The organism is Acetoanaerobium sticklandii (assembly GCF_000196455.1).
Classification (GTDB): domain Bacteria; phylum Bacillota; class Clostridia; order Peptostreptococcales; family Filifactoraceae; genus Acetoanaerobium; species Acetoanaerobium sticklandii.
Window position 1 is genome coordinate 138,229 of sequence record NC_014614.1, and the last position, 26,046, is coordinate 164,274.

The window sequence follows — 26,046 nt, forward strand, 5'->3', positions numbered from 1 at the left end:
GTGGAATATTTGAGGACACTAAAGATTGGCAAGAAATACAGACATTTTAAGGGCAAAGAATATCTAGTAATGCATATAGCAAAGCATTCAGAAACCTTAGAAGAGCTAGTAATTTATCAGGCTCTTTATGGCGAAATGGGAGTATGGGTTAGACCGCTTGATATGTTTCTAGAGCAGGTGGAAGTAAATGGGCAGATGGTGAATAGATTTGAAGAGATATAAACATAGAAAATGTTAGTTAATGTTAGCAACTCATAGTTGTGGGAACTTTAGATGGCAAATCTATGAATATAGGAATAAATAATTTTATAATAAAATAATGGTAAATATCTAAAATAGCCCAAGTTTGGGTTATTTTTTTGCAAAAAATAATTTTATATATATAAAATGTAGTCTATTTTACAGAAAATTTTATATATTGAATCTATAATTATTAAAAAATGATAGGAGGGATATAGGTGATTAAACTTATAGGTGTTTTAATTATTGTTATTGGTTTTGCACTGAAGCTAGACACGATAGCTGTAGTGCTTATTGCTGGAATAGCTACGGGATTAGTTGGAGGGTTATCATTTCCAGAAATCCTTTCAGTTCTAGGAGAAGCTTTTATTACAAACCGTTATATGTCATTATTTTTAATTACACTTCCAGTTATAGGAATACTAGAACGATATGGGCTTAGAGAAAGAGCGTCGGATTTGATAAAAAGTATGAAGACTGTATCAGCCGGCAAGGTTATCACTACTTATACATTTATTAGAGAAATAGCAGCTGCCTTATCGTTAAGATTAGGAGGACATGTGCAGTTTATCAGACCTTTAGTGCTTCCTATGGCGCAAGGAGCAGCAGAGTCTAATCATGGAGAAATTAGCGAAGAAGATTTAGAAGAAATCAAAGGTTATTCTGCTGCGGCAGAAAATATAGGGAACTTTTTTGGAAAAATGTATTTATTGCTAGTGGTGGAGTCCTGCTTATCGTAGGTACTTTAAAAGAACTAGGTGTGGAGGTAGAGCCACTGGGTGTAGCCAAGGCATCAATACCTATAGCTATAATAGCATTTGTATATTCAGTAGTTCAAAATCATATGCTTGATAAAAGAATTCAAAAAAGAGCTTTAACAAATAAGAAAGTGGACAAGGGGGCGTAGAAATGGTAGATATACTATTAGAGATTTTTTATATACTTTCTGGACTTGTAGCATTTTCAGCAGCCTATATGGCATTTAAGGATGCTAATCATCCTAAAAAAATAGGGACAGCTATGTTTTGGATATTGTTGGGACTTACATTTATGATAGGAAAATATATTCCAGCTGAAATAGTTGGAATCATGATATTAGCTATGGGAGGACTTACAGCCTTCAAACAAGTAGCTATTGGAAATCAGGAAAATGCACCAGATGAGTTTAGACAAAGAGAGTCAGAACGTATTGGAAATAAAATTTTCCTTCCTGCGCTTAGTATGGCAGTATTTGCTTTCTTAATAGCTCAGTTTACAACACTTGGAGGACTAGTAGGTCTAGGTATTGGTACTGTAATTTCAATTATAATGACGTTAGCTATGACTAAAGCAAATCCAAGCTATATTTCATATGATGGAAGCAGATTATTGCAGCAGATTGGTTCATCGAGTATTCTGCCTCAGCTTCTTGCAGCTCTAGGAGCACTTTTTGCTGTAGCTGGTGTAGGAGAGGTTATATCTACAGGGATATCTAGCGTTATACCTCAAGGGAATATATTGCTTGGAGTAATAGCTTACTGTCTAGGCATGGCAATATTTACAATGATAATGGGAAATGCATTTGCTGCATTTGCAGTTATTACAGCGGGTATAGGAATTCCTTTTGTATATTCACAAGGAGCAAATCCTGCAATAGTAGGAACTTTAGCTTTGACTGCAGGATATTGTGGAACTCTTATGACACCTATGGCAGCTAATTTTAATGTTGTTCCAGCTGCAATTTTGGAAACTAAGAATGAAAAAAGAGTAATTATAAGTCAGATTCCATTTGCAATAGCAATGCTTTTAACCCATATAGCACTTATGTATTTTTGGGCATTTTAGATATAACTTAAGGAGGGAATTTAGTGAAAGTATTAATTACAGGTTTTGATCCTTTTGGAGGAGAAAAAATTAATCCGGCTTGGGAGGCTGTAAAAGGTATAAAAGATATAATAGAGGGAGCAAAGATAATAAAGCTTGAGATTCCAACAGTATTTAATAAATCTATAGAAAAAGTAAAAGAAGCTATGGAATTAGAAAAGCCGGATATTGTTTTATGCATAGGACAAGCAGGTGGAAGATATGATATGACAGTTGAAAGAGTAGCCATAAATGTAGATGATGCTAGGATAGAAGATAACGAAGGCAATCAACCCATAGATATTCCAGTATTTGAAGATGGAGAAAATGCTTATTTTTCGAATCTTCCAATCAAAGCCATGGTAGAAGAAATAAAAGGCCAAGGTATACCATCATCGATTTCAAATTCTGCAGGAACTTTTGTATGTAATCATATTATGTATGGAGTTTTATATCATATCAATAAAACCTATAAAAATATGAGAGGCGGATTTATCCATGTTCCATTTATAAATGAGCAGGTCTTGGATAAAAAGAATCAGCCGTATATGCCAGTTGAGCATATAACTAAAGCGCTAGAAGCAGCCATAAAAGCAGCTGTAATAAATAATGAAGATATTAAAAAATCAGGTGGAGCAATCTGCTAATAATAAAGAGTCTTTTGCTATAAATTAGCGAAGGCTCTTTTAATTTGCCTCTATGATATAATTGATTTAGCATAAATTTTATGTAAATGATTGTATAAGTTTTGGTAGAGGTGAAGCAAATGTATGACCTATTATTTGAAGAGAAAAAGCAGGAAGAGATGAAACAGTTTTTTGTAAATCTAGCATCTTCTGGAAATATAAAGAAATATAAGAAAAAAGAACTAATTGATATAGAAGGATATGAGTTTGTTGGAATTGTTTTAGAAGGAACAGTGAAACAAACACTTTATAGTCCTCAAGGGTTAGAAAAGTCACTGTTTTTCCTCAAAAGAGGAGAAATATTTGGTGAAATGGATTATTTTACTCAAAGTAAATGCGAGCTTATTGTAAAAGCAGTGGAAGCATCTGAAGTGGCAATAATAAATAAGAAAGCACTAGAACAGGCTTTGAGGGAAAGTCCTAAAAACTACGAATTTTTTATTCACAGTATGGTTAGAAAGTATAGAATAACTTTATTTCAGATGAAAAGTATGGTTTTTAATAAATCTATAAAAAGATTGGCAGATACTTTGCTAAGGCTCAGTTACCAAGATTCAACTAAAAAGGATGACAAAACTGTTCTAAACAGGATATTTACTCATCAAGAACTAGCTGAACTTATAGGTTGCTCTAGGATTACAGTTACTAATGATTTGAATGAACTTAAGAAGAGGAAGCTTATAACGGTAAAAAATAAAGAGATAAGTATAGATAATCTGAAAAACCTTGAAAATTATTTGCAAGATGAAGATTAATGATTGTAGGATATATTTTTAATTATCTAGCAGAAAAGTATGAGAGTTTTTTAGCTTCTTGGATAGTTCATATTTTTGCAAATCTTGCTATTAACACGATAGGGTTTATGATGCTGGGAATTATAAATATAATATAAAGTGGCGGAGAGAGGGGGATTCGAACCCTCGATATAGTTTTGTAGTATTAAATAGTACTGGCATAAAGTACTATTTTTTTTGTTGCTTATTTGAGTATAAAGTTTTATTTTCCTTGCTTGTGAATAATATATAAAGTTATAATGAAAAAATAACTTGAAAAAAAGATACGATTTGAGAATAAAATTATAAAACTAGAATACTATATATATTTCAAATGTATATTAAAATTTTAGAAAAGGAGATGATATATCATAAAAAAGTTTATTATAAAGCTATACTTGTATACTATTATAGCGGCTCTTATTGCGATAGGATTAATATTTAGTCTATTTAAGACTTTTGATACACGCTTGCTTGAGGAGGTAGAAAAAAATCTTACTATAGAAAACGAATACTATAAAACCAGTATTAGCTCACAATTAGAAAAAAAGTCAGAAATAATCAATAATTTAAGTACATATATGGAGTCGAAACGTCAGCTAGATTATGATGAATTGCTGGATTACATGAAGGCAATGCTGAATAAAAATAGTAATATTGAATCGATATATTTTGGTTCAACAGATAATTTACTTGTAAATGGAAGTGGATGGATTCCTCCAGAGGATTTTGATTTAAGAACTAGACCGTGGTATGTAAAAGCAATAAATCACGGCAAATTAGTTATTACAGATGTATTTTTAAATGCGACCAGTGAGAAGTATATCATTACTATTGCAAAACCTGTGTATAGTAATAACGGTCAAGTTATAGGAGTTTTAGGTGCTGATTTATCATTGGATTCAATTGTAGATCTGATTTCAGTTCAAGATGACTCTTATGGGGAGTTCTTTATACTAAATGAAGAGTTTGAACTTATTGCTAAGTCTAGAACACAAGATGATGGGAAACCAATTCTCGAAGATACTTCTTTAAAAATATCAAGCAATATATCAAGCATAGGAACTTCTGTAGCAGAAGCTACTCTAAATAATGAAAAGGGTTATGTTTCTATATCTCATATTGATGGAACGAATTTATATGTAGGAGTGTTTAATTCTATAGGAAGTGAAAATTATTATGATAAGCAGTGGAAAAATATCTTAATTATCTCAGTTATATTTCTAGTAGGCTTACTTCTTATAATGTTCCTTATTCAAAATAAAATTATCATAAAGCCTGCATATACGTTAGAAAATGACATAAAACAGATATCTATCACAGATAATATAAATTATAGACTGGAAGAGCTAAAACGTGACCCTTTTGAAAATATCAGAAAAACAGTAAATGCAAGGCTTGCTCAGACCGAGGTTTATTTTAGAGATTTATTAGAAAGTAAAGATGAATTAGAATCATCTAATGAAGAATTAATTGCAGCTATGAATCAGTTAAAGGCATATCAAGAAGAAATAGAGCAAAATCAAAATGATTTACTTGAAAGCAAGCTATTACTTGAAGAAAGCCAAAAGAGAAATGCTGCCATAATAAATGTACTACCAGATATAATATTCATGTATGATTCAAAAGGAGTTTTTATTGATTGCCAAACAAATGATGAAGCTGGACTTGTTTTAAGCAAAGATTTGTTTATAGGAAAAAATATAAGTGAGGTTATGCCTCCTGATATTTCTGAAAAAGCTATAATGAGTATTGCTAAAACTATAGAAACAGGGCAACCGCAAAAATTTGAATATAATATTAATATAGATGGTTCAGAGAGAACTTATGAATCAAGAATGGTAAAAAGCAATGACAATGAAGTGCTAGCTATTTCAAGAGATATTACTTCAGAAAAGCAAGAACAAGAATATATTCTAAAGCTAACATACAAGGATCAATTAACGGGGCTCTATAATAGAAGGTACTATGAGGAGCAAATTGAAAAGCTAAGTGGAAGAGAGTTTTTGCCTCTTGCTATTATGATGGTTGATGTCAATGGACTAAAGCTTACAAATGATGCTTTTGGACACCATATTGGAGATGAATTATTAAAAAAAGTAGCTAAAAATCTAATATCGTGTGATTCCAAAGGAGGCTTTGCATGCAGAGTAGGTGGAGATGAGTTTTTAATGGTGTTTCCAAATACTGATGAGAATGAAGCAGAATATCTCGTTGATAAACTATATGAGCTAGTAAGTGCTGAAAAGTTAGAAAATATAGTTATATCAATATCAGCTGGATGGCAAGTTAGGACTGATGTAAGCCAATCTATACGAGATACTCTTATAAAAGCTGAGAATCACATGTTCAGAAAGAAAATAGTTGAAAGTCAAAGTATGAGAAATCAAACTGTAAACATAATCATGCAGACCCTAAGTGAGAAGAACGAGAGAGAAAAAAGGCACTCTGTAGAGGTTGCAAAGTTGGCAAAAGAAATAGGTGTATCCATGGGATTAAGTGTTCAGAAAGTAAAGGAGATAGAGCTAGCTGGACTACTTCATGATATAGGTAAGATAGCGATTAAAGAAGATATTTTAAATAAGCCGGGCAAATTAACAGAAGAAGAGTATGACGAGATAAAAAGACATCCTGAAAGCGGATATCATATTTTAAAGTCTGTTGATGAATATTCATCGCTTGCTCAGTGCGTCCTCGAACATCATGAGAGGTTTGATGGAAAGGGATATCCAAAGGGTATAAAAGGAACACAGATATCTCTGATAGCTAGGATAATAGCAGTAGCAGATGCTTTTGAAGCTATGATAGCTCAAAGACCATACAGGAAGTCTCTAAGTCAAGAAATGGCTATCGAAGAAATAAAGAAAAATTCAAATATACAATTTGATCCAGAAGTAGTGACTGCTTTTTTAAAAATATTTGATAAAAGCTAATAAATAGTAAAAGCCATAAGAATTAGAAATGTATTGTTTGATTTCTAGTTCTTATGGCTTTTTTTTATATCAGGTACTGAAGCATTACTGTTGCAAGTCCTAGGAAAAAGAAAAATCCTAGAACATCAGTTACAGTAGTTACAAACACAGCAGAGGCTAGAGCAGGGTCTATGCCTACTTTTTTTAGCAGGATTGGAACTAGGTATCCAGATATAGTAGCTACTATGAGGTTAAGTAGCATTGCAGTTCCGATTACAAAGCCAAAGGCAAGACTGCCTACCCAGAAATATCCTAGCACCCCAACTACTAGTCCAAGGCAAAGTCCATTTATGATCCCTATAGCTATTTCTTTTTTGAGTATACCAGCTTGATTTTCATAGCTTATTTCTCCTATGGCAATACCTCTTATGATTAATGTAAGTGTCTGAGAGCCTGCGTTTCCTCCCATACCTGCAACCATAGGCATGAAGGTGGCAAGAGCTACTATCTGAGCGATTGTATTTTCGAAAAGGCTTACTGTTTTAGCAGCTAAGGTAGCTGTTACGAGGTTTACTAAAAGCCATGGGAGACGAGATTTGATAGCTCCTATGACAGTACCAGCTACTTTTTCCTCTTCATCTAGTCCAGCAAGTCTGAACATATCCTCTGTATACTCTTCTTTCATTATTTCCATTACGTCATCGACTGTTATTATACCTAGGATTTCTCCATTATGGTCTACTACAGGAATAGCCATAAAGCCGTATTTTTCAAATATATGGCTGACTTCTTCCTGATCCATATCTACAGGAGCGCTTATGATGTTTTCTATCATAATATCTTTTATGAGAGTGTCTGGAGTAGATACTATGATTTGTCTTAGAGGCACTACCCCTTTTAGTACATCTAGGTCATCTACTACATAAATATAATATGGAGTTTCTGAATCGGGAGCCATAGTTCTAAGGTAGTTTATAGTTTCATTTACAGTATCTGTTTCTTTTATGGATATGAACTCTGTAGCCATGATACCGCCGGCAGACTCGGGGTCATAGGATAGAAGGGTTTTTACTTCTTCTACCTCCTCAGTGTTCATATTGGTGATTATTTCATTTTGCTCATCTTCATCTAGGGTTCCAAGTAAGTCGACTAGCTCATCTGAAGACATTTCAGATATAATCTGAGCTTGCCTATTTTTAGAAAATAGAGAAAGCAAATTGAATTTTTCATCGTCCTCTGCATAATCTAGCAGTAAGGCTACATATTCGTCTGGAAGCTTTTCTAGTATTATGAGCGGATCATCGTCAAATTCTCCTAATGCTTCTAGAAAATCTACGGGATGTATCTCGTCTATTTGTTCCAATATAGTTTCAAATGGACTTTCTAAGATGAACTCCAGTATTTGATTTTTATCCTCCACAATACCACCCACTTTCTGTTTTGCATTTATTACTTGATTTTCCTTTATTTTAAAGCTTTACAAAGCGTATGTCTAGCAATTTAGATTATAAATGAGAAGGAAGATTTTGCAAATATACGATAAAAAGTTTTGGATGTATAAAGAAACAAGAAATGATTTGAATAAATATTCGAACCTAATTTGCTAAAACACCTCAGTCCTATAAGCTCAACTACAGAGATTCTAAAAGATGAAGCGAAAAAAATGTAATAATGAATATAGTTATTTCAGGTACCTTATAAAAGGTGCCTTTTTTTGTAAAAAATAGTATAATTTTAGACATAAAGTACTATTAATGAGTTATAATAAATGGTAAATACACTTTAACCTAAGATTTAGGAGAAAACTCATGAAGTCAATTAAATCCCAAATACTCATATATCTGGTACTAGTAGCAGTCTTGATTTTTTCAAGCCTAGCTTATTTTAGCACCAAACAACTTGAGAAACTGAACCCTTATGTTGAGGCTCAGTATCTGGAGATAGCTACTGCGCGCTCAGACCAAATAAGCAAGGAGCTTAGTGGAGCACTAGAGCAAGTTAAGATGCTAAGCCAGTCAAATGTAGTGCAAGATATGAATAAAGATGAAATTATGGACTTTCTAATAAGCGTAAATCTTGGGGACAAATATAGAAACATGAGCTTTTCTGATATAGAAGGAAAAGGAATGAACACCAAAGGTGTAGAGCTAGATATTTCTGAGCAGGAGCAGTTTAAGGAAATTATTTTGGGAGATAAGGATTACTGGATTTCGGATCCTTTTATAAGTCCGTATGCAGAGGAAAATATCCCAATCATAACAGTATCTCATGTAGTAAAAAGAGATGGTATAAAGATAGGGCTTATTAATGCAGTTTTTTCTACGGCTTTTTTGGATGAAGTAGTAGGTGGTATAGACGTAGGAAAAAGCGGATTTTCGTGGATTTTAGATGACAATGGAAATATAGTTGCCCACCCTTCTAGGGATATTAGCATACATACTAAAGCAACTCATTTAATTCCAAATCAAGAGGATATAGATAAAGTTATTAAGGATGAAAAGGGAACGATGATTTACACTTGTCCAGAGGGACATAAATTTATGGCTTCATTTTCAAATATAAAAGGCTCTCCTGGCTGGACATTTATCGTATCCATACCATATGAAGAAGCCTTTAGTGAAATAAGCACAATAATAGCATTTTTCAAACGTATGACTCTTATATATTTTATTATTGTTGCTTTTATTCTTTATCTTTATGCTAGAACATTATCAAAGCCTATCGAAAATCTTAAGAAGGTTTTTGAACGTGCGGCAAATGGAGATTTAAATGTAAAGGCTGATGAAAAAATTAATAATGAGCTAGGTGAAGCGGGAAAAAGCTTTAATGCCATGCTCTCTCATATAAAAAATCTCACATATAGAGACCCAGTTACTGGACTGTATAATTTTAACAGCTTTATGCTAGAGCTTCCATACAAAATGGAAGGCTTGATCGGAGAGTATGGAATAGCTTCTATTTCAATAATATCAATAGATGATTTTAAACGCATAAACAGTATAAGTGGATATCAAACTGGAAATAAAGTACTTGAAACTCTTTCGAAGAGAATACTCAATTTTAAGATGCCTTCTGAGATGGTGGCAAGATATTTTGGCGACGAGATAATAGTATTTTTATGGGAAGCAGATTATGAAAGCTTAGAAAACAGGATAATCAAGCTCTGGCAGCTATGTGGTCTTCCTATAGATATGAATCAGCACAGATTTAGACTTAAAACTAGTATAGGAACAAGCATAATGTCTATGGAAAAAGGCAGCTACGATGAGGTAATTCACGAAGCTACTATGGCAAAGCTAAAGGTAAAAAATTCTGGTGGAAACGGATATGAATTCTACAATGAAGCCATCAGCAGGATGATTAAAGAAGAGGAAGAGCTAGATGATGCAATTTCAAAGGCTCTTGAAAAAGAGGAGCTTTACCTTGTTTATCAGCCTATAGTAGATATAACAACAAGCGAAATAATATCAAATGAGGCACTTCTTAGATGGGATAATGAAAGCTATGGCAGACTTCCTATACCTGTAGTTATTGAATTTGCTGAGAGAAAAGGCTATATAGAGGATATAGGATTTTGGATTCTAAAGGAAGCTTGTAGGCAAAATAAATCTTGGCAGGACGAAGGACTTGGACTTACTGCTATTTCTGTAAATATATCAGTTCACCAGCTAGAAAAGCCCGACTTTGTGGACAAGGTAAAAATCGCTCTAGAGCTTTCTAATTTAGCTCCTGAGTATTTAGAGCTTGAGATAACAGAAACTACGGCTATGGAAAATGTAAATGAAAAGCTAGCAACTATGTTAAAATTAAAAAGACTAGGAGTAAAGATTTCAATAGACGATTTTGGAACGGGTTATTCTTCACTTTCTTACTTTACAAAATTTCCTATTGATACCTTGAAAATAGACAAGAGCTTTGTAAGAGATATGCTAGAGGATAGTAATGCGATGACTATCATAGATACAATAATAAATATGGCAAAGGCTATGGACGTTGCAATAACAGCTGAAGGAGTAGAGACACTAGAGCATATGGAAAAACTTAAAATTATGGGCTGCGATAAAATTCAGGGGTATTACATCAGTAAACCTCAGAAGGCATCTGTATTAGAGCAAATGCTTAAAAAATTACCCTAAGTTTTGTGTAAAAAATCATCAATGGGAGGGGGAGCCCAGTGATTAAGAATTTAGGTAAAAGAAAGCTTTCTATAAAGCAAGAGGTTTTTTATCTTGGCGTTGTTTTTTCACTGGTTACCTTACTTTTGTTTGGTGGCATACTTTGCACGAGCATTTATTACATGCAAGTAAATCATGCAAAGCAAGCACTTCACGATTCAAACTACCATATGGCTATGATAGCTAAAAATCAAAGCAGAGCCATATCAAATACACTTCAGGTGCTTTCAAACAATCCAGATGTAAGAACTGCTGGCTTAAGTGATGACGAAGCTTTAGTTTCAAAGGTACGCTCACTTTATAGAGATTACTATAATTCAGATAAGAATATAATGTACATTTACTCTGGCTACGAAAATGGCAGGATAATCATAGATAACTGGACATCGCCACCAGAGTTTGACCCTAGAGAGAGACCTTGGTACAAACATGCAACGGATATAAAAGAAAATAAAGTAGTTCTAGGAAGAGCTTATCAAGATGCAAGTACTAAGCAGTGGCTTGTTTCTTCGAGTACTCCGCTGTATGGTATGGACGGAGAGTTTGTAGGCGTGCTTTCTATTGATAGAACAGTTGAAAATATGAGCAATATTATAAATGAAAAAAATCTATACAAAAGCCAATATAGCTTTATTATAGATGGATATGGGAAAATCTTAGTTCACCCTAATCAAAATATGATTCAAAAAACTTTTTCATATTTTGGAGCTGAAGTGCCGTCGCTTAGTGGAGAAATCAACTTTGATGAGGGCGGAGAACCGTCATGGGCTTTTTACAGCGCTTTAGGAGACAGCGAATGGTATTTAGTTACCATAGTAAACAAGCACGAGGTACTGCTTCCTCTATATCAGACCATATTTATTCTAGCTGTAATCAGCATTATTATTGCATTGATTTTGGGAGCTTTTCAAAGTAGAGTTCTAAATACTAGACTTGGAAGGCCGCTTATAGTGCTAGGAAACAGAATAAGAAAGATATCAAATGGAGAGAATCTAGAAAAGCTCAAATATTATCATTCAAATCATGAGATAGTTGAGATAGCCCAAAACATTGAAAAGCTAGCAAGCATTGCTGTTAAGGACAAGGAAGAAAAGCTGAAAACCATACTATTTTCAGTTGCAGATGGAGTAATAGCAACGGATAGAAAAGGGATAGTCGAGTTTGTAAATCCTGTAGCAAAGGCACATATAAATAGATTGGAAGATAGGATTGTCGGCAGAAAAATAGAAGAGATTTTCGACATATATAGTGAAACTGATAACTGCAAGGTGGCTGTAGGGCTTCCTAAATCATGGGGCGAAAATCAATATTACAATAAGGAATACTATGCGAAAATGAGAACTCAAAGTGGAGCTGAGATTCCCATAGAGTACAGCATTTCTCCTATTAAGGATTCGAAATCCAAAATAACGGGTATGGTTATAGTGTTTAGAGATTATACTGTTAAGAAGAAAAAACAAGAAAAAATAGAATATATGAGTTATCATGATCCACTTACGGGCATATACAACAGAAGATATTTTGATGAACAGATAATTGAGCTAGATAAAGAGGAGAATCTTCCACTTACCATAATATATGCTGATATAAATGGACTTAAGCTTGCCAACGATTTAAAAGGTCACGCAACTGGTGACAAGCTAATAAAGCTTGCTGCGAGCAGTATAAAAAAAGAGCTAAGAACAAATGATATTTTCTCTAGAATAGGTGGAGATGAATTTGGAATAGTTCTTCCTCAAACTGGTGCTGAGGCTGCTGGACTTTTGATAGAGAGGATAAGAGCAAGTCTAGAGGATAAAAAGGTTGAAGGAATCTCACTTTCCATATCCTTTGGCTATGCTACAAAATATAAGCCAGAGGAGAAGATAAGCAGTATAATCACTGATTCAGACAGCAATATGTACAGTAATAAAATAACAGAAAGTGCAATTTTTAAGAAAAATACTATAATAGATTTTAGAAATGCCATAGAAAATAAGCATTCAATGACACTTGAGGATAAGCTTAGAACAAAGAAAATTTGTGATGTAGCTATGATTGAAATGGGTATTAAAGGAGATGAGTAGCTTGAAAAGAATAATACCTATAGTTATAACGATAGTAGTTTGCGTATATTTATTTGTGTATGCAGTAATGACGCTAAAGGGGATGAGCCTTTCTGAACCACTTGGAATAAAGCTATTTATGCTGTCTATAGGAGCGATATCCATAGGAGTTATGTTTGCTATGGTTATAGCTTTATTTAGAAGGCTAAGAGAAATTAAGGAGGAAGAGGACGATGATATTAGTAAATACTGATTATATAACTGGCAAGGAACTAGAAATGCTTTCACTTGTAAAGGGCTCTACTATTAGGTCTAAGCATGTGGGAAGTGACATAATGAACAGCTTAAAGACTTTGGTTGGTGGAGAGCTGGATTCATATACTGAAATGATGAATGAAGCTAGAGCTATAGCAACAAAGAGAATGGTAGAAGAAGCATATAATCTGGGGGCTGATGCTGTTGTTAATATTAGATATGCATCAAGTGCAGTTATGCAAGGAGCTGCAGAGGTCATAGCCTATGGAACCGCAGTAAAATTCATCAATAAATAGTAAGGGGATAATAAATGAGATATGAAGGAACGGTATATAGACCACCTAGTGAGGCGAGGAGCTTAATCGTGCAGGTGACTATAGGATGTGCTCACAATAGATGTACATTTTGCAGTATGTATAAAGACAAGCAGTTTAGAATAAGAGAGCTAGAAGAAGTATTTGAGGATTTAAAGTCTGCTAGAGCAGTTTATCCTAAAGTAAAAAGAGTGTTTTTGGCAGATGGAGATGCTCTGGTACTTCCTACTGATAAGCTTATTGCTATTTTGGACAAAATAAATGAGCTTTTCCCTGAGCGTGAGAGGATAAGTGCATATGCGACTCCACAGGACATAATGAGAAAGAGCAGTGAAGACCTAGCTCTATTAAAAGAAAAAGGACTGCTAATGCTATACATGGGGATAGAGTCAGGCGATGATACTATCTTGCAAAAGATAGATAAAGGAGTAGCCAGCGCGGACATGCTAGAAGCAGGAAAGAAAGCTAAAGAAGCTGGGCTTATTCTTTCTGTCACTATGATATCAGGACTAGGCGGACCTAGAGGCTCGGCAGCTCATGCAATAGGGTGTGCGAAGCTAGTAAATGAAATGCAGCCAGAATATGCATCCTTTCTTACTCTTATGCTAGAGGAAGGCACAAAGCTTTATGAAGATTATCAAAGCGGAGAATTTTTACTTCTTGAGCCTAGAGCAGTTCTTTTAGAGCTTAGATTATTTATACAAAATACTAATCTTGAAAGCTGTATATTCAGAGCTAACCATGCCTCTAATTACGTAGCTCTTGCAGGGACACTAGGCGCAGATAAACAAAGACTTTTAAATGAAATAGATACTGCTCTAAAGGAAGACGATTTTAAACCCGAGTATTTAAGAGGTCTGTAAGAAAAAATTCAAGTATAAATCATCCTTATTAATTAGGATGATTTTTTTTGGGTAAATATTCACAATATATAAATTAACAAAAAATGTAAAAGCACAAGGGGTGAGATGAAGATGTACAATTTTAATTTCGAGGATAGTAAGTTTGATTTAGATTTTTTGGCAGTAGATTCTGGTTCAAAGAAAATGCTCTCGAGCAATACTTTTTATAAGATTATAGTTGCCGATGATGATAAGGATGTCCATACACTTACAGACATGCTATTTCAAGACTTCGATTTTGAAAATTCACCACTTCAGCTCATTCATACTTTTTCTGGCAAGGAAACTATAAGGGCTATAAATGCTCATGAAGATACAGCTGTACTTTTATTAGATGTGGTAATGGAAGAAATGAATTCTGGCATAAAAGTAGTGGAGCATATAAGACAGGTACAAAAAAATAAATTTACTAGAATAGTGCTTCGAACGGGTCAGCCTGGATATGCACCAGAGGAAAGCTTGATAAGAGATTATGATATCAATGACTATAAGCTAAAAACTGAAATGACAAGGCAAAAGCTATACACTATGATGTATTCTTGCCTTAGGTCCTATAGAGATTTGATTCAAATTGAGACGACTAAAAAATCCTTGGAGGAAATGGTCAAAATAAGTGGAGAGCTATTTCAAAAAAATAGCTTTGATGAGTTCTTAGATTCTATATTTCAGCATATTAAGTTATTTCAAAAATATAACTATGATTTTGATAAAAGTATAATTGAAAAGCGAATCAGTAATAATGGATTTATAGTGGCTTCTTGTGCGAATGAATTCAAGATAATATCTGCTAGTGGGAAGTATAAATCATATAAAAATACTAGCATAGAAGAAAATATAGAGCTTCAGGATATATTTGCTAAAATAAGCAACTGTAAGCATTCAAATAAAAATATTGTTTTTACTGAAAAGGGCTTTATATTTTTTAATAAAGGAGTTCAAAATAGCAGAACCTTTGTATATATAGAATCCAAAAAAGAAAATTTTGATGAAGCTCTTATTCAGCTTCTTATCAATAACTATGTTTTTGCTTTGGAAAATTATCAGCTGGGAGATTTATTAATAAAGAGCCAAAAGGATATAATATTTACTCTTAGTGAAACTATAGAAAGACACTCGAATGAAACCTCGAATCACGTAAAGCGAGTATCCTTGCTGATGAAGTTTCTTGCATCCAGATATGGATTGGATAAAAAAGAATGTGAAACCCTAGCAATATCAAGTGTCCTTCATGATATAGGCAAGATAGGAATTCCAGATTCGATACTAAAAAAACCTGCGAGGCTTTCTGCTGATGAGTTTGAAATAATAAAAAATCATACAACTATTGGATATGATATCCTTCGCCAAAACAACCACCCTCATTTTGAAAAGGCGGCTCAGATTGCATACTGCCACCATGAAAAATACGATGGAAGCGGATATCCAAGGGGCTTATCAAAGACAAACATACCTCTTTATGCTAGGATGATGGCTATTATTGATGTGTTTGATGCTCTTGTGAGTAAGAGATGTTATAAGGAAAGCTATCCTATTAATGAGGTAGTGGATATTATGAGAAATGAAAGTGGAAAGCATTTTGATCCTATCTTGCTGAATATGTTTTTAGAGGGAATAGATGAAGTGAAAGATATCATCTATTCCCACAATGATTAGATTAAATAGGAATTTTAAAATCAAAGCTAGTAAATTCTAAAGGGGTACTTTGTGCAGACATTGTGCCCTTTAATTTTTGATTTACTAGGTTAAATACTATGTTCATGCCTAGCCCGCTGTTTCCATTTTGCCTATTGGTTGTAAAAAATGGCTCGTAGATTTGTTTTAGGTTTTCACTTGATATGCCTATCCCATCATCTTCATAATGCATATAGAGAAACTCATGGTCTGCAGTGCATTTTATATAGATTTTTCCTTTTTCTTTGTTACTAAATCCATGTTCTATAGAGTTCATTATGAGATTTGTAAAAATTTGAGAATAAACTCCAGGATAGCTATTTAATTCTCAATCTTCAGGACAATCAAGTTTAATAGTATGTCCAGCATTTTTATATGTTGACCTAAGGCTAATTATTACAGAGTTAATATTGTCTTTTAGAAGGAAGCTTGTCTTAGCTTCACTTATTTGATCTACAGCAACCTGCTTAAAACTCTTAATAAGTTCAGAAGCTCTATTTAAATTATTTTCAAGAAGGCTAGATGATTCAGCTAAGTTTATCATAAAATTTTTTAAGTCTTCTTTAGTCATAGTGCCATCGTTTAATTTTTGAAGTACATCATTATTGAGCTGTGATATATGTGAAGCTGTAGATACTCCTATCCCTAAAGGAGTGTTAATTTCATGAGCTACTCCTGCTACTAGATTGCCAAGAGAAGCAGCTTTTTCTGTTTGAAATATATATTCATACTGCTCTTCTAATTCTCTATTTTTTTCGGTTATTTTTTCTTCTAGACTTTGATTTTCATCTCTAAAAGCATCTATTATCCGCTGAAAGGATATGGATATTACACCCATCTCGTCTTTTCTTTTTAAATAATTTTCCGGAATATTTTTGGAAAAATCTCCATTAGCTATATCATCAGCAAAGATACTCAAGATGGAATAAGGCTTAGTGGTTTTGCTGACAATAAAATATATGGAAATTATTGCTAGAAGAAAGAAGAATAGCACAATAAAAACTATAGAAGTAAATATATTAATAATTTCTTTTTTTATTCGGTTTGAATCTATTAAAGATATAAGCTGCCAGCCATTTTCTCCTATGGTGTATGAGCTCATAAAGTAAGAGGTATCATTATATTTTATCTCTTCAAAAAAATCTTTAAAGGTACTAGATTTCATAGCTTCATATAGCCCATCATCATATATAGACTCTGTCATAATTTTTTGTTTATCTGGATGATATAGATAGGTTCCATCTGAAGTAATTAAAAATGTTTTATCATTAAAATCTACGGTTCTGGATTCTATAATTCCAGGGATGGTGTCTAGCATTATATCTACTACTACAAAGCCATAGACGGAAGTATCTTCTCTAAGGGCCTGAATAGAAGAAACAACAGTTTTTCTAGTATTCCACTCTACATAGGGATTTGTAAAAACCGGCTTATCAGAGCTGAGTGCTACCTCGTACCAAGGTCTATCCTTTACCACATAGGATTCATCAGGGACAGTGTTTGAATTATCAAGGTAAAAGTTTGCCTTCTCATTTGCTACCCAAGCTAGAAAGTGAAGAGGACTGCTTTCTTTTATCTTCGTAAGATAGTCTAGGACATAAGGATAATTTTCATGAGTTCTAATCTCGTCTTTTGAATCAACGCCTTTGAGATAAGTAGTTATATCTCTGTTTAAAGACATTTGATGAGTATACTGCCTAGCATTTTCAAATATGTGAACTATTTCGCTTGAGATAGCTTTTTCCTGAAGAGCTACTTGCTTTAGCAGATTTTGCTGGGTCTGGGTGAATAGTATTCTAAAGCAAAATACTGAGATTAGCAAAAAAACTGCAAGAAGCAGTACAGCTATAAAGAAGGATAATTTATTGGCTAGTCTTGATTTAGATTTCAGCATACTATCACCCCTAGAATTTTATATGAAACTAAGTATTTTCTACCCGAAAAAAGGGACTGCCCTACAAAGAACCGTGTTCTTTTTTAGGCAATCCCTTTTTTTATTCTATATTATACTTAGAAAACTGTATATTTTCTTAAGTATTAGGTTTTACTTATGAATTTTTTTAAGTTAACTCAGTTATATCTGATCTAAGTACTCGTCGTAAGTCATCATGTAGTCCTTAGCTCCAGTTTCAGTCAAGTAGATGATTCTGTTTGCTATTGTTTGGATGAACTCGTGGTCATGAGAAGCGAATAATACATTGCTCTTGAAATCCTTTAGGCCGTTGTTTACAGCTGTGATAGACTCAAGGTCTAAGTGGTTTGTAGGCTGATCTAGGATTAGTACATTGGCACTGCTTAGCATCATACGAGACAGCATGCAACGAACTTTTTCTCCTCCAGAAAGCACATTTACTTCTTTTAGAGCTTCTTCTCCAGAAAACAGCATTCTACCTAGGAAGCCTCTAATATAAGTTTCTGCTTTCTCTACAGAGTATTGTCTTAACCAGTCAACTAGGTTTATCTTGATGCCATCAAAATATTTTGCATTATCCTTAGGGAAATATGATTTTGTAATAGTTACGCCCCATTTTACTGTACCGCTGTCTGGCTCTAGCTCGCCAGCAAGGATTTGAAATAAAGTCGTTACCATTATTTCACTCTCGCCTAAAAATGCTATTTTATCGCCTTTTCTAACTGTAAAAGATACATTGTCTAGGATTTTTACTCCATCTATACTCTTTGATAGGTTTTCTACCATTAAGATGTCATTTCCTACTTCTCTTTCCATAGTAAAGCCTACATATGGGTATCTTCTAGTTGAGGGCTGGATATCTTCTATATTTATTTTATCAAGCATTTTCTTTCTTGATGTAGCTTGCTTTGACTTTGAGGCATTGGCACTAAAGCGAGCGATAAAGTCTTGAAGCTGTTTGATTTTTTCTTCTTTTTTCTTGTTCTGGTCCTTCATAAGTGAAAGAGCTAGCTGACTAGATTCATACCAAAAATCGTAGTTTCCTACATAAAGCTTGATTTTTCCAAAGTCCACATCAGCCATATGAGTACATACGTTGTTAAGGAAGTGTCTGTCGTGCGATACTACTATAACTGTTCCGTCAAAGCTGATTAAAAACTCTTCAAGCCATTTTATAGCTTTGATGTCAAGGTGGTTAGTAGGCTCGTCAAGAATCAAAATTCCAGGCTTGCCAAATAAAGCCTGAGCAAGCAGTACCTTTACTTTTTCGCTACCTTCTAAATCCTTAAGCAGACTGTAGTGAAGGTCAGTTCCTATGCCTAGACCTTGAAGTAGTGAAGAAGCATCGGATTCAGCTTCCCAGCCGTCCATCTCTGCAAATTCGCCTTCTAATTCCGAAGCCTTGATTCCATCTTCATCTGTGAAGTCTTCTTTAGCATATAGAGCATCTTTTTCTTTCATGATTTCATATAGGCGGGCATTTCCCATTATTACTGTGTCAAGGACACTATGCTCGTCATATCTGTAGTGATCCTGCTTTAGTACAGACATACGCACGTTTGGAGCTACATGAACCTCACCTGCATTTGCATCTATTTCTCCAGACAGGATTTTTAGGAAGGTAGTTTTTCCAGCACCGTTTGCGCCGATTACACCGTAGCAGTTGCCAGGTGTGAATTTTAGGTTAACATCTTCAAATAATTTTTTATCGCCATAGCGAAGAGCCAAGTTAGTTACACTAATCAATTTATTTATTCCTCCAGTTATTCTTCGTTAATTTACACACAGTTTCCATTTTAACATATATAATGGATAAAATAAACAAATTTACACCCATATAGGAAAGTTTTTCCACAATTTTGGAAGTTTTTGTTGTGGATATGTTGATAAAATAGTGTATAATATCTGTGGATAAGTGGATAACATTGTGCAAAAGTCCAATTTTAGCCACTGATTTAACAAGAATTTTATATTTTTCTGTGGATATGAATTTGAAAGTAAAATATAGCAATATATTGTTATAAATGATAAAATGAATTTTATGTTAATTTTAAGGAGACTATTATATGAAGAAAGATTTTATAGAATTAGGGATTACAAATGAGCTTAGCGAAAGGCTTTTAAAGCTTAGAATAGATACGCCTACTCAGGTACAGGTCAAATCCATTCCATATATATTAGAGGGAAGGGATGTAATAGCTCAGGCTCAAACTGGAACGGGAAAAACCCTTGCTTTTTTACTTCCGATATTGGAAAAAATCGATGTAGATTCAGAGGATACTCAGGCACTTATTATTTCGCCAACTAGAGAGCTTGCAATCCAAATCAGTGAAGAGGCTCAAAAGCTGATATCCGTAAAAGGCATCAATATCCTATCTGCCTATGGTGGACAGGATGTAGAAAAGCAGCTTAATAAATTAAAGAAAAATATTCCACTTGTTGTGGGCACACCAGGAAGAATCCTGGATTTAATTAGAAGAGAAAGTCTAAACCTTAGCAAGCTAAAGATGCTGGTACTAGATGAGGCTGACCAGATGCTTCACATGGGATTTTTGGATGAAGTGGATGCGATATTTTCTTATACCCCATCAGAAAAACAAGTGATGTGCTTTTCAGCTACCTTTAATAAAGAAGTGAAAAAATTAGCCAAAACTTATATGAATGAACCTCATTATGTGAGTGTAAAAGGACAAAATGTGACGCTTGACGAGATAGATCAGATCATAGTCCATACTACGGACAGAAAAAAGCAAGAAGCTCTATGCGAGATGATAGATACTCAGCAGCCTTTTATGGCAATAGTTTTCTGCCGTACTAAAAGAAGAGTAACTGCTCTTTATGAAGACCTTTCTCAAAAAGGCTATAACTGTGACCAGCTTCACGGAGATTTAAGCCAAGCTAAGCGTGAAAAGGTCATGAAGGATTTTAGAAACGCAAAGATTCAGCTTCTTATTGCTACAGATGTTGCGGCTAGAGGAATAGATGTAGATGGAATCACTCATATTTACAACTACGATATGGTACTTGATACTGACACCTATATCCACAGAATAGGAAGAACAGGAAGAGCTGGAGAAAAGGGCACAGCAGTGACTTTTGTAACACCAAAGCACAATGCATCACTTGAAAAACTAGAAGGGGATATCAAGGCAGATGTAAAAAAGATAGAAATGCATAAGGCAGTAAAGCATGAGGATAGTAAAGCAAAGCCTCAAGCAAAGAAAAAGCCATCATTTGATGACTTTTTAAAGAAGAATTCAAAGAAAAATTCAAGGAATAAAGGAAGAGCTCCTAAAAGATAAGGCTAATTTTTCTTTTGTTTTAAATAATCTTTTTTGAGTATTGCCATGATGTAGATAGAGTCGTATTTTCCATTGTGAAATACAGCTTCTCTTAAAAGCCCCTCCTGAGCAAAGCCAAGGTATTTATAAAGGCTTTGAGCAGAGTAGTTGTATTCTTTGACATCTAGCCATACTCTATTAGCACCTAGTGTATCAAAGGCATAGGCAAGTAGCAGTTTAATACTGTCACGGCCGAAGCCTTTATTTTTTTGGGATACTGCTATTCTCATTAGCTCTATGCTCTTATGAGGACTGAGAACTCCTGCCACTATCATATAGCCAGTAGGCTCACTTGTATCTTTATCTTCTATTAATAGATGAAGGATATCAGGATTTTCCATAGCAGCCTTGTGCTGGTCATAGGTCCACTGAAATACATAAGGAGAATTGCTAGGGTCGCTCTCTGTTTTCATTATATAGTCTATATCGCTTTCTGAAGAAGCTCTGACTCTTACTATGTCGTTTTCTAATAGTAGGTTTTGCACAATACATCGCCTCCATGACCTTTTAGTATTTTACATAAATATTGTATCATATAATTACAGTCAGAAAGCGACAAGAAAATTACATAAGGGCTTACTAAGCGGCAAGCTCAAGCTCTTCAAATATTTCGGACAGTATTTCTATGAGCAAATCTATTTCGCTAGTTCCTATTATAAGAGGTGGAATAAATCTGAGCACATTTGTGGCAGTGCAGTTTATAAGGAAGCCTTTGTATAGGGCTTTTTGAACTACAGCTGCTCCAGGTATGCTAAGCTCAAGTCCAAGCATAAGACCGTGGCCACGCACAGCTTTTACTACTGAATATTTTTGAGACAGATATTGAAGCTTTAATTTAAAATATTCGCCGATTTTTTCAGCATTTTCAGCAAGTTCATCATCCAGGATTGTCTCAAGTGTGGCAACACCTGCGGCGCAAGCTAAAGGATTTCCGCCAAAGGTACTGCCGTGGTCTCCACTTTGAAAAGCATCTGCCACTTCTACCTTAGCTATTACAGCTCCTATAGCACATCCACCCGCAAGACCTTTTGCCACTGTCATGATGTCTGGGGTGATATCGTGATGCTGGTAGCCAAATAATTTCCCGGTTCTACCCATGCCTGTTTGAATTTCATCAGCTATGAGAAGAACATCATTTTGCTTGCAAAGCTCAGATACCTTCTTGATAAAGTCGCTATCTATTGGAGTTATTCCGCCTTCACCTTGGATGGGCTCAAAAATAACAGCGCAGGTATTTTTTGTTAGGACCTGCTTAAATGAATCTATATCATTGAACTTTGCAAACTTAAAGCCTTCTGGATGAGGACCAAAGCCTTCCTTGTATTTTGGATTGTCTGTTAGGTTAAGCGTCGCTAAGGTTCTGCCATGAAATGAGCCTGTCATAGCTATGACTTCATTTTTTTGGATACCATATTTTCTGTAGGCATATTTTCTAGCTAGCTTTACAGCCCCTTCGTTTGCTTCTGCACCAGAGTTACAGAAAAAAGCTTTGCCATCGAAGGAGTTTTCTACGAGCAGTTTTGCTAGCTTAACTTGAGTATCTATCCAGAAATAATTGGATATGTGAATCAGCTTCTGACTTTGGGTAGCTATTGCATCGTTTAGTTTTTTGTTGTTATAGCCGAGGATGTTTACAGCTACTCCTCCTAGAAAATCTATATATTCTCTTTGATTATAGTCATATACTCTGCAGCCTTCCCCATGGCTAAAGCTAATTGGAAATCTGCCGTAGTTTGACATTAGATATTTTTGACCTTCATCTATTATATTTTGTATGTTTACAGCTCCTTTCATACTTTTATGCAGTAATCATTGTGCCGATACCAGTGTCTGTGAATACCTCCAGCAAAATGGAGTGAAATTGTCTGCCGTCGATTATATGACATTTTTCCACACCGTTAGTCACAGCATTGAGACAGCAGAACATTTTAGGAATCATTCCACCTTTGATTATTCCTTTTTTTATGTAGGAATAGGCTTCATTGATATTAAGTGCAGATATTACAGTGTTTGGATCTTGATGGTTTTCAAGCACACCAGCTACATCTGTTATAAGGATGAGTTTTTTGGCATTAAGGCTTATAGCTATTTTTCCTGCGACTTCATCAGCGTTTATATTGTAGCTTTCTCCGTTTTCACCTATTCCTATAGGTGAAATTACTGGCACATAGCCTTTTTCTATCACAGATAGGATAAGTTCTGGATTGATGCTAGTGATTTCTCCGACCAATCCCAGCTCCTCGCTTTTTTGTTTGGCTTTTATGATATTTCCGTCTTTTCCGCTAAGCCCAAGAGCTTTGATGTCGTGATTGCTAAATAGAGAGACTATCTCAGGTGCTATTTTGCCAGTGAGCACCATTTCAGTGATTTTCATAGTCTCTTCATCTGTCACTCTAAGACCATTTATAAATTCCGGTTTTTTCTTGTAAAGAGTCATTAGTTCATTTATTTCAGGCCCTCCTCCATGCACTATTACAGGGTTTATTCCTATGTACTTAAGAAGAGCAATATCTCTAATTACGCATTCCTTGAGCTGATTGTTAATCATAGCGTTGCCACCGTATTTTATTACTACTATCTGTTTATGAAAGATTTTGATATAGGATAGACTCTCAAGCAGTACATGAGCTTTCTGCTGAGGAGTAAGCTGATTTACCATGAATTTTTCCTCCTAACTTATATGGCTAGAGTTTATTTTTACATAATCATGTGATAGGTCACAGCCCCAAGCGATAGAGTTTTGACTGCCTGTTTTGAAGTCTACAAGGATAGTTATATTTCTCTCTTTGAGAAGTTTTTTTGCTGATTCCTTGCAAAATATAGTACTTTGACCATTTTCTACTATTTTTATGGTTTCTTTATTATCTCCTACAAGGCTGATTTCTAATTTATCCATATCAAACTGAGCTCCTGAGTAGCCTATACTGCAGAGAATTCTGCCCCAATTGCTCTCTTCGCCAAATAGTGAAGTTTTGACAAGATTAGAGGTCAAAATAGATTTTGCAGCGAGCTTTGCAGAAGCTAGAGTGTTGCTGTTAACAACTTGCACCTCTATAAATTTTGTAGCTCCTTCTCCATCCGCAACTATTGATTTTGCTAGGTATTCATTTACAAAGGCAAAGGCATTTGCAAAGCTTTGTACTTCTGGATGATTTGCATTTAGCTCGTTATTACAAGCCTTGCCGTTTGCCATAACAGCTACCATATCGTTTGTGCTTGTATCACCGTCGATGGATATCATATTGTAGGTTTTTTCAGTAGTGTCATTAAGGAGATATTTGAGGTAAGTCTTATCTATATTTGCATCTGTAGTTACTATGCTGAGCATGGTTGCCATCTGAGGATGTATCATTCTAGAGCCTTTTGCCATGCCGCCTATAGTTACGACTTTATTGTCTATAGTTACTTGCACAGCTATGGTTTTGAGGTGTGCGTCTGTAGTTATTATGCCTTTTGCAGCTTCCTCGCTTCCGTTTACGGATAGAGCACTCGCGGCTTTAGCTATTCCTGCTTTTATTTTATCCATCTCAAGAGGTAGGCCGATTAGTCCAGTTGAAGATACAATTACATTTTGAGGAGCAATATTTAGAGCACTGGCTGTTACTGTAGCCATTTCGTAGGCATCGCTTAGCCCTTTTTGACCAGTACAGGCATTGGCATTGCCACTATTTATTACTATTGCTTGGATATTTTGGTCTTGAATATGTGATTTTGATAAAGTGACAGGAGCGGCGCAGGCTTTATTAGTAGTAAACATTGCCCAGCTATATGCAGGAACCTCGCTATATACTAGGCTAAGGTCGTTTTTTCCACTTTTTTTGACTCCACTGTGAATTCCGCTGGAAAGAAAGCCTTTTGGAGAGCTTACTCCTCCATCTATTACTATATATTTATTCATAGGTATCTCCTCCTTTTCTATGGCCACATAGGAAGCTGATTGATACCTATATGCTCATCTAAGCCAAACATAAGGTTCATATTTTGGACAGCTTGTCCAGATGCGCCTTTGATTAAATTATCTATTGCACTTACGATTATTATTTTTCCAGTTCTTTTATCTATATCAAATCCTATATCGCAGTAGTTTGAACCAGATACAGCTTTTGTCTGAGGAAGCTTACCGCCTGAAAGCAGTCTTACAAAATATTCATCTGAGTAGTAGGTGATGTATAGGTCATAAACCTCACTGCAGGAAAGATTTTTATTCATATCTGCATATATAGTGCTTAGGATACCTCTATTCATAGGAATCAAATGAGGGGTGAACTGCAAAGTAAGAGTGGTATCAGAATATAAGCTTAGCTGCTCTTCTATTTCTGGTATGTGTCTATGTTTGCATAGACTATAAGCTCTTATGTTTTCATTGCACTGAGAAAAAAGGTTGGCATCTGAAAGATTTCTTCCTGCGCCTGAGATGCCGGATTTTGAATCTGCTATTATGCCTTGGGCTTTTATTACACCTTCCTTAAGAAGGGGATAAAGAGCCAGTAGAATGCTCGTAGGATAGCACCCAGGGTTTGCAACTAGGGTTGCAGTTTTAATTTTTTCTCTATTTATTTCACATAGACCGTACACAGCAAGCTTTACTTCTTCTTTAGCCAAATGCTCAACTTGATACCAATGCTCATATGAAGCTACATCAGATATACGAAAGTCAGCGGATAAATCGATCACCTTAACTTTATTTTTTAGTCCCTGCTTTACTGCTATTTGGGACAGCCCATGAGGTAGAGCGCAAAATAAAAGATCTAGGTTTTTGAAATGAGAATCATCCATAAGGTCTATAGATGAGCATTTTTTATCTAGCTTTGACTCTAGATGTGGATAGATGTCTGTGTAGGATTTATTTTCATAGCTTCTAGAATCCAGAAATACAATTTCTGCATAAGGGTGAGAGCTAAGTAGCCTTACGAGTTCACTTCCTGCATATCCAGTTGAGCCTAATATTCCGATTTTTATCATAAGTTCACACCTTTCT

At 34.9% G+C, this 26,046-nt stretch carries 21 protein-coding genes and 1 pseudogene; 13 read left to right on the forward strand and 9 right to left on the reverse strand.

Annotated features, from left to right (window positions below; genetic code table 11):
* The 6 genes and pseudogenes from CLOST_RS00760 (at window position 1) to CLOST_RS00785 (ending at window position 6,474) form a co-directional block, all read left to right on the forward strand.
* Window positions 1-222, forward strand: a complete 222-nt coding sequence (locus CLOST_RS00760) for a DUF1653 domain-containing protein (RefSeq protein ID WP_422665476.1) — start codon at window positions 1-3, stop codon at window positions 220-222.
* Window positions 223-458: 236 nt separating this feature from the next.
* Window positions 459-1,147 (forward strand): annotated as a pseudogene (locus CLOST_RS00765) (DUF969 domain-containing protein).
* 2 nt (window positions 1,148-1,149) lie between these two features.
* Window positions 1,150-2,064 carry a DUF979 domain-containing protein gene (locus tag CLOST_RS00770; RefSeq protein WP_013360342.1) on the forward strand — a complete coding sequence of 305 codons (915 nt, stop codon included), beginning with the start codon at window positions 1,150-1,152 and terminating at the stop codon, window positions 2,062-2,064.
* A 23-nt stretch (window positions 2,065-2,087) separates the two neighbouring features.
* Entirely contained in the window at window positions 2,088-2,729 is a 642-nt protein-coding gene (gene pcp, locus CLOST_RS00775) for a pyroglutamyl-peptidase I (protein ID WP_013360343.1), read from the forward strand.
* Window positions 2,730-2,848: 119 nt separating this feature from the next.
* The gene (locus CLOST_RS00780) at window positions 2,849-3,523 is read left to right on the forward strand and encodes a Crp/Fnr family transcriptional regulator (protein WP_013360344.1); all 675 of its coding nucleotides are present in this window, start codon (window positions 2,849-2,851) and stop codon (window positions 3,521-3,523) included.
* A 416-nt stretch (window positions 3,524-3,939) separates the two neighbouring features.
* Window positions 3,940-6,474, forward strand: coding sequence for an HD domain-containing phosphohydrolase (locus CLOST_RS00785; RefSeq protein WP_013360346.1), 2,535 nt, complete (start codon window positions 3,940-3,942; stop codon window positions 6,472-6,474).
* Between the two features lie 64 nt (window positions 6,475-6,538).
* Here CLOST_RS00785 and mgtE read toward each other — a convergent pair whose 3' ends face one another.
* Entirely contained in the window at window positions 6,539-7,873 is a 1,335-nt protein-coding gene (gene mgtE / locus CLOST_RS00790; protein WP_013360347.1) for a magnesium transporter, read from the reverse strand.
* A 388-nt stretch (window positions 7,874-8,261) separates the two neighbouring features.
* On the opposite strand from mgtE, the gene CLOST_RS00795 reads away from it, so the two are divergent.
* From CLOST_RS00795 to CLOST_RS00820, 6 genes are all read left to right on the forward strand, one after another.
* Window positions 8,262-10,589: a bifunctional diguanylate cyclase/phosphodiesterase gene (locus CLOST_RS00795; RefSeq protein WP_013360348.1), complete on the forward strand. Its 2,328-nt coding sequence runs from the start codon at window positions 8,262-8,264 to the stop codon at window positions 10,587-10,589.
* Between the two features lie 38 nt (window positions 10,590-10,627).
* Complete coding sequence (locus CLOST_RS13345) at window positions 10,628-12,694, forward strand: sensor domain-containing diguanylate cyclase (protein WP_013360349.1); 2,067 nt, start codon at window positions 10,628-10,630, stop codon at window positions 12,692-12,694.
* 1 nt (window position 12,695) lies between these two features.
* A complete protein-coding gene (locus CLOST_RS00805) occupies window positions 12,696-12,926 on the forward strand; it encodes a hypothetical protein (RefSeq protein ID WP_013360350.1) in 231 nt (76 codons plus the stop codon).
* Window positions 12,907-13,224 carry a YbjQ family protein gene (locus tag CLOST_RS00810; protein WP_013360351.1) on the forward strand — a complete coding sequence of 106 codons (318 nt, stop codon included), beginning with the start codon at window positions 12,907-12,909 and terminating at the stop codon, window positions 13,222-13,224. Before CLOST_RS00805 ends, CLOST_RS00810 begins: the two co-directional genes overlap by 20 nt.
* A 14-nt stretch (window positions 13,225-13,238) precedes the next feature.
* A complete protein-coding gene (locus CLOST_RS00815) occupies window positions 13,239-14,105 on the forward strand; it encodes a radical SAM protein (protein WP_013360352.1) in 867 nt (288 codons plus the stop codon).
* Between the two features lie 111 nt (window positions 14,106-14,216).
* A complete protein-coding gene (locus tag CLOST_RS00820; protein WP_013360353.1) occupies window positions 14,217-15,797 on the forward strand; it encodes a response regulator in 1,581 nt (526 codons plus the stop codon).
* 1 nt (window position 15,798) lies between these two features.
* On the opposite strand, the gene CLOST_RS13350 is transcribed toward CLOST_RS00820, so the two are convergent.
* The 3 genes from CLOST_RS13350 to CLOST_RS00830 form a co-directional block, all read right to left on the reverse strand.
* Window positions 15,799-16,110 carry an ATP-binding protein gene (locus CLOST_RS13350; protein WP_259369990.1) on the reverse strand — a complete coding sequence of 104 codons (312 nt, stop codon included), beginning with the start codon at window positions 16,108-16,110 and terminating at the stop codon, window positions 15,799-15,801.
* A gap of 33 nt (window positions 16,111-16,143) precedes the next feature.
* Complete coding sequence (locus CLOST_RS13355) at window positions 16,144-17,709, reverse strand: methyl-accepting chemotaxis protein (RefSeq protein ID WP_013360355.1); 1,566 nt, start codon at window positions 17,707-17,709, stop codon at window positions 16,144-16,146.
* Window positions 17,710-17,889: 180 nt separating this feature from the next.
* Window positions 17,890-19,473: an ABC-F family ATP-binding cassette domain-containing protein gene (locus CLOST_RS00830; protein WP_013360356.1), complete on the reverse strand. Its 1,584-nt coding sequence runs from the start codon at window positions 19,471-19,473 to the stop codon at window positions 17,890-17,892.
* 320 nt (window positions 19,474-19,793) lie between these two features.
* Here CLOST_RS00830 and CLOST_RS00835 point away from each other — a divergent pair, with 320 nt between their 5' ends.
* On the forward strand, window positions 19,794-21,029 hold the full coding sequence (locus CLOST_RS00835; protein ID WP_013360357.1) for a DEAD/DEAH box helicase: 1,236 nt from the start codon (window positions 19,794-19,796) through the stop codon (window positions 21,027-21,029).
* 2 nt (window positions 21,030-21,031) lie between these two features.
* Here CLOST_RS00835 and CLOST_RS00840 read toward each other — a convergent pair whose 3' ends face one another.
* From CLOST_RS00840 to argC, 5 genes are all read right to left on the reverse strand, one after another.
* Complete coding sequence (locus tag CLOST_RS00840; protein WP_013360358.1) at window positions 21,032-21,553, reverse strand: GNAT family N-acetyltransferase; 522 nt, start codon at window positions 21,551-21,553, stop codon at window positions 21,032-21,034.
* 94 nt (window positions 21,554-21,647) lie between these two features.
* Window positions 21,648-22,862 (reverse strand): aspartate aminotransferase family protein, encoded by a 1,215-nt coding sequence (locus CLOST_RS00845; RefSeq protein ID WP_013360359.1) that lies wholly within the window; start codon window positions 22,860-22,862, stop codon window positions 21,648-21,650.
* 4 nt (window positions 22,863-22,866) lie between these two features.
* A complete protein-coding gene (gene argB / locus CLOST_RS00850) occupies window positions 22,867-23,727 on the reverse strand; it encodes an acetylglutamate kinase (RefSeq protein ID WP_013360360.1) in 861 nt (286 codons plus the stop codon).
* A gap of 12 nt (window positions 23,728-23,739) precedes the next feature.
* Window positions 23,740-24,966, reverse strand: coding sequence for a bifunctional glutamate N-acetyltransferase/amino-acid acetyltransferase ArgJ (gene argJ / locus CLOST_RS00855; protein ID WP_041487059.1), 1,227 nt, complete (start codon window positions 24,964-24,966; stop codon window positions 23,740-23,742).
* A gap of 17 nt (window positions 24,967-24,983) precedes the next feature.
* Window positions 24,984-26,030, reverse strand: coding sequence for an N-acetyl-gamma-glutamyl-phosphate reductase (gene argC, locus CLOST_RS00860; RefSeq protein WP_013360362.1), 1,047 nt, complete (start codon window positions 26,028-26,030; stop codon window positions 24,984-24,986).
* Window positions 26,031-26,046: the final 16 nt, after the last annotated feature.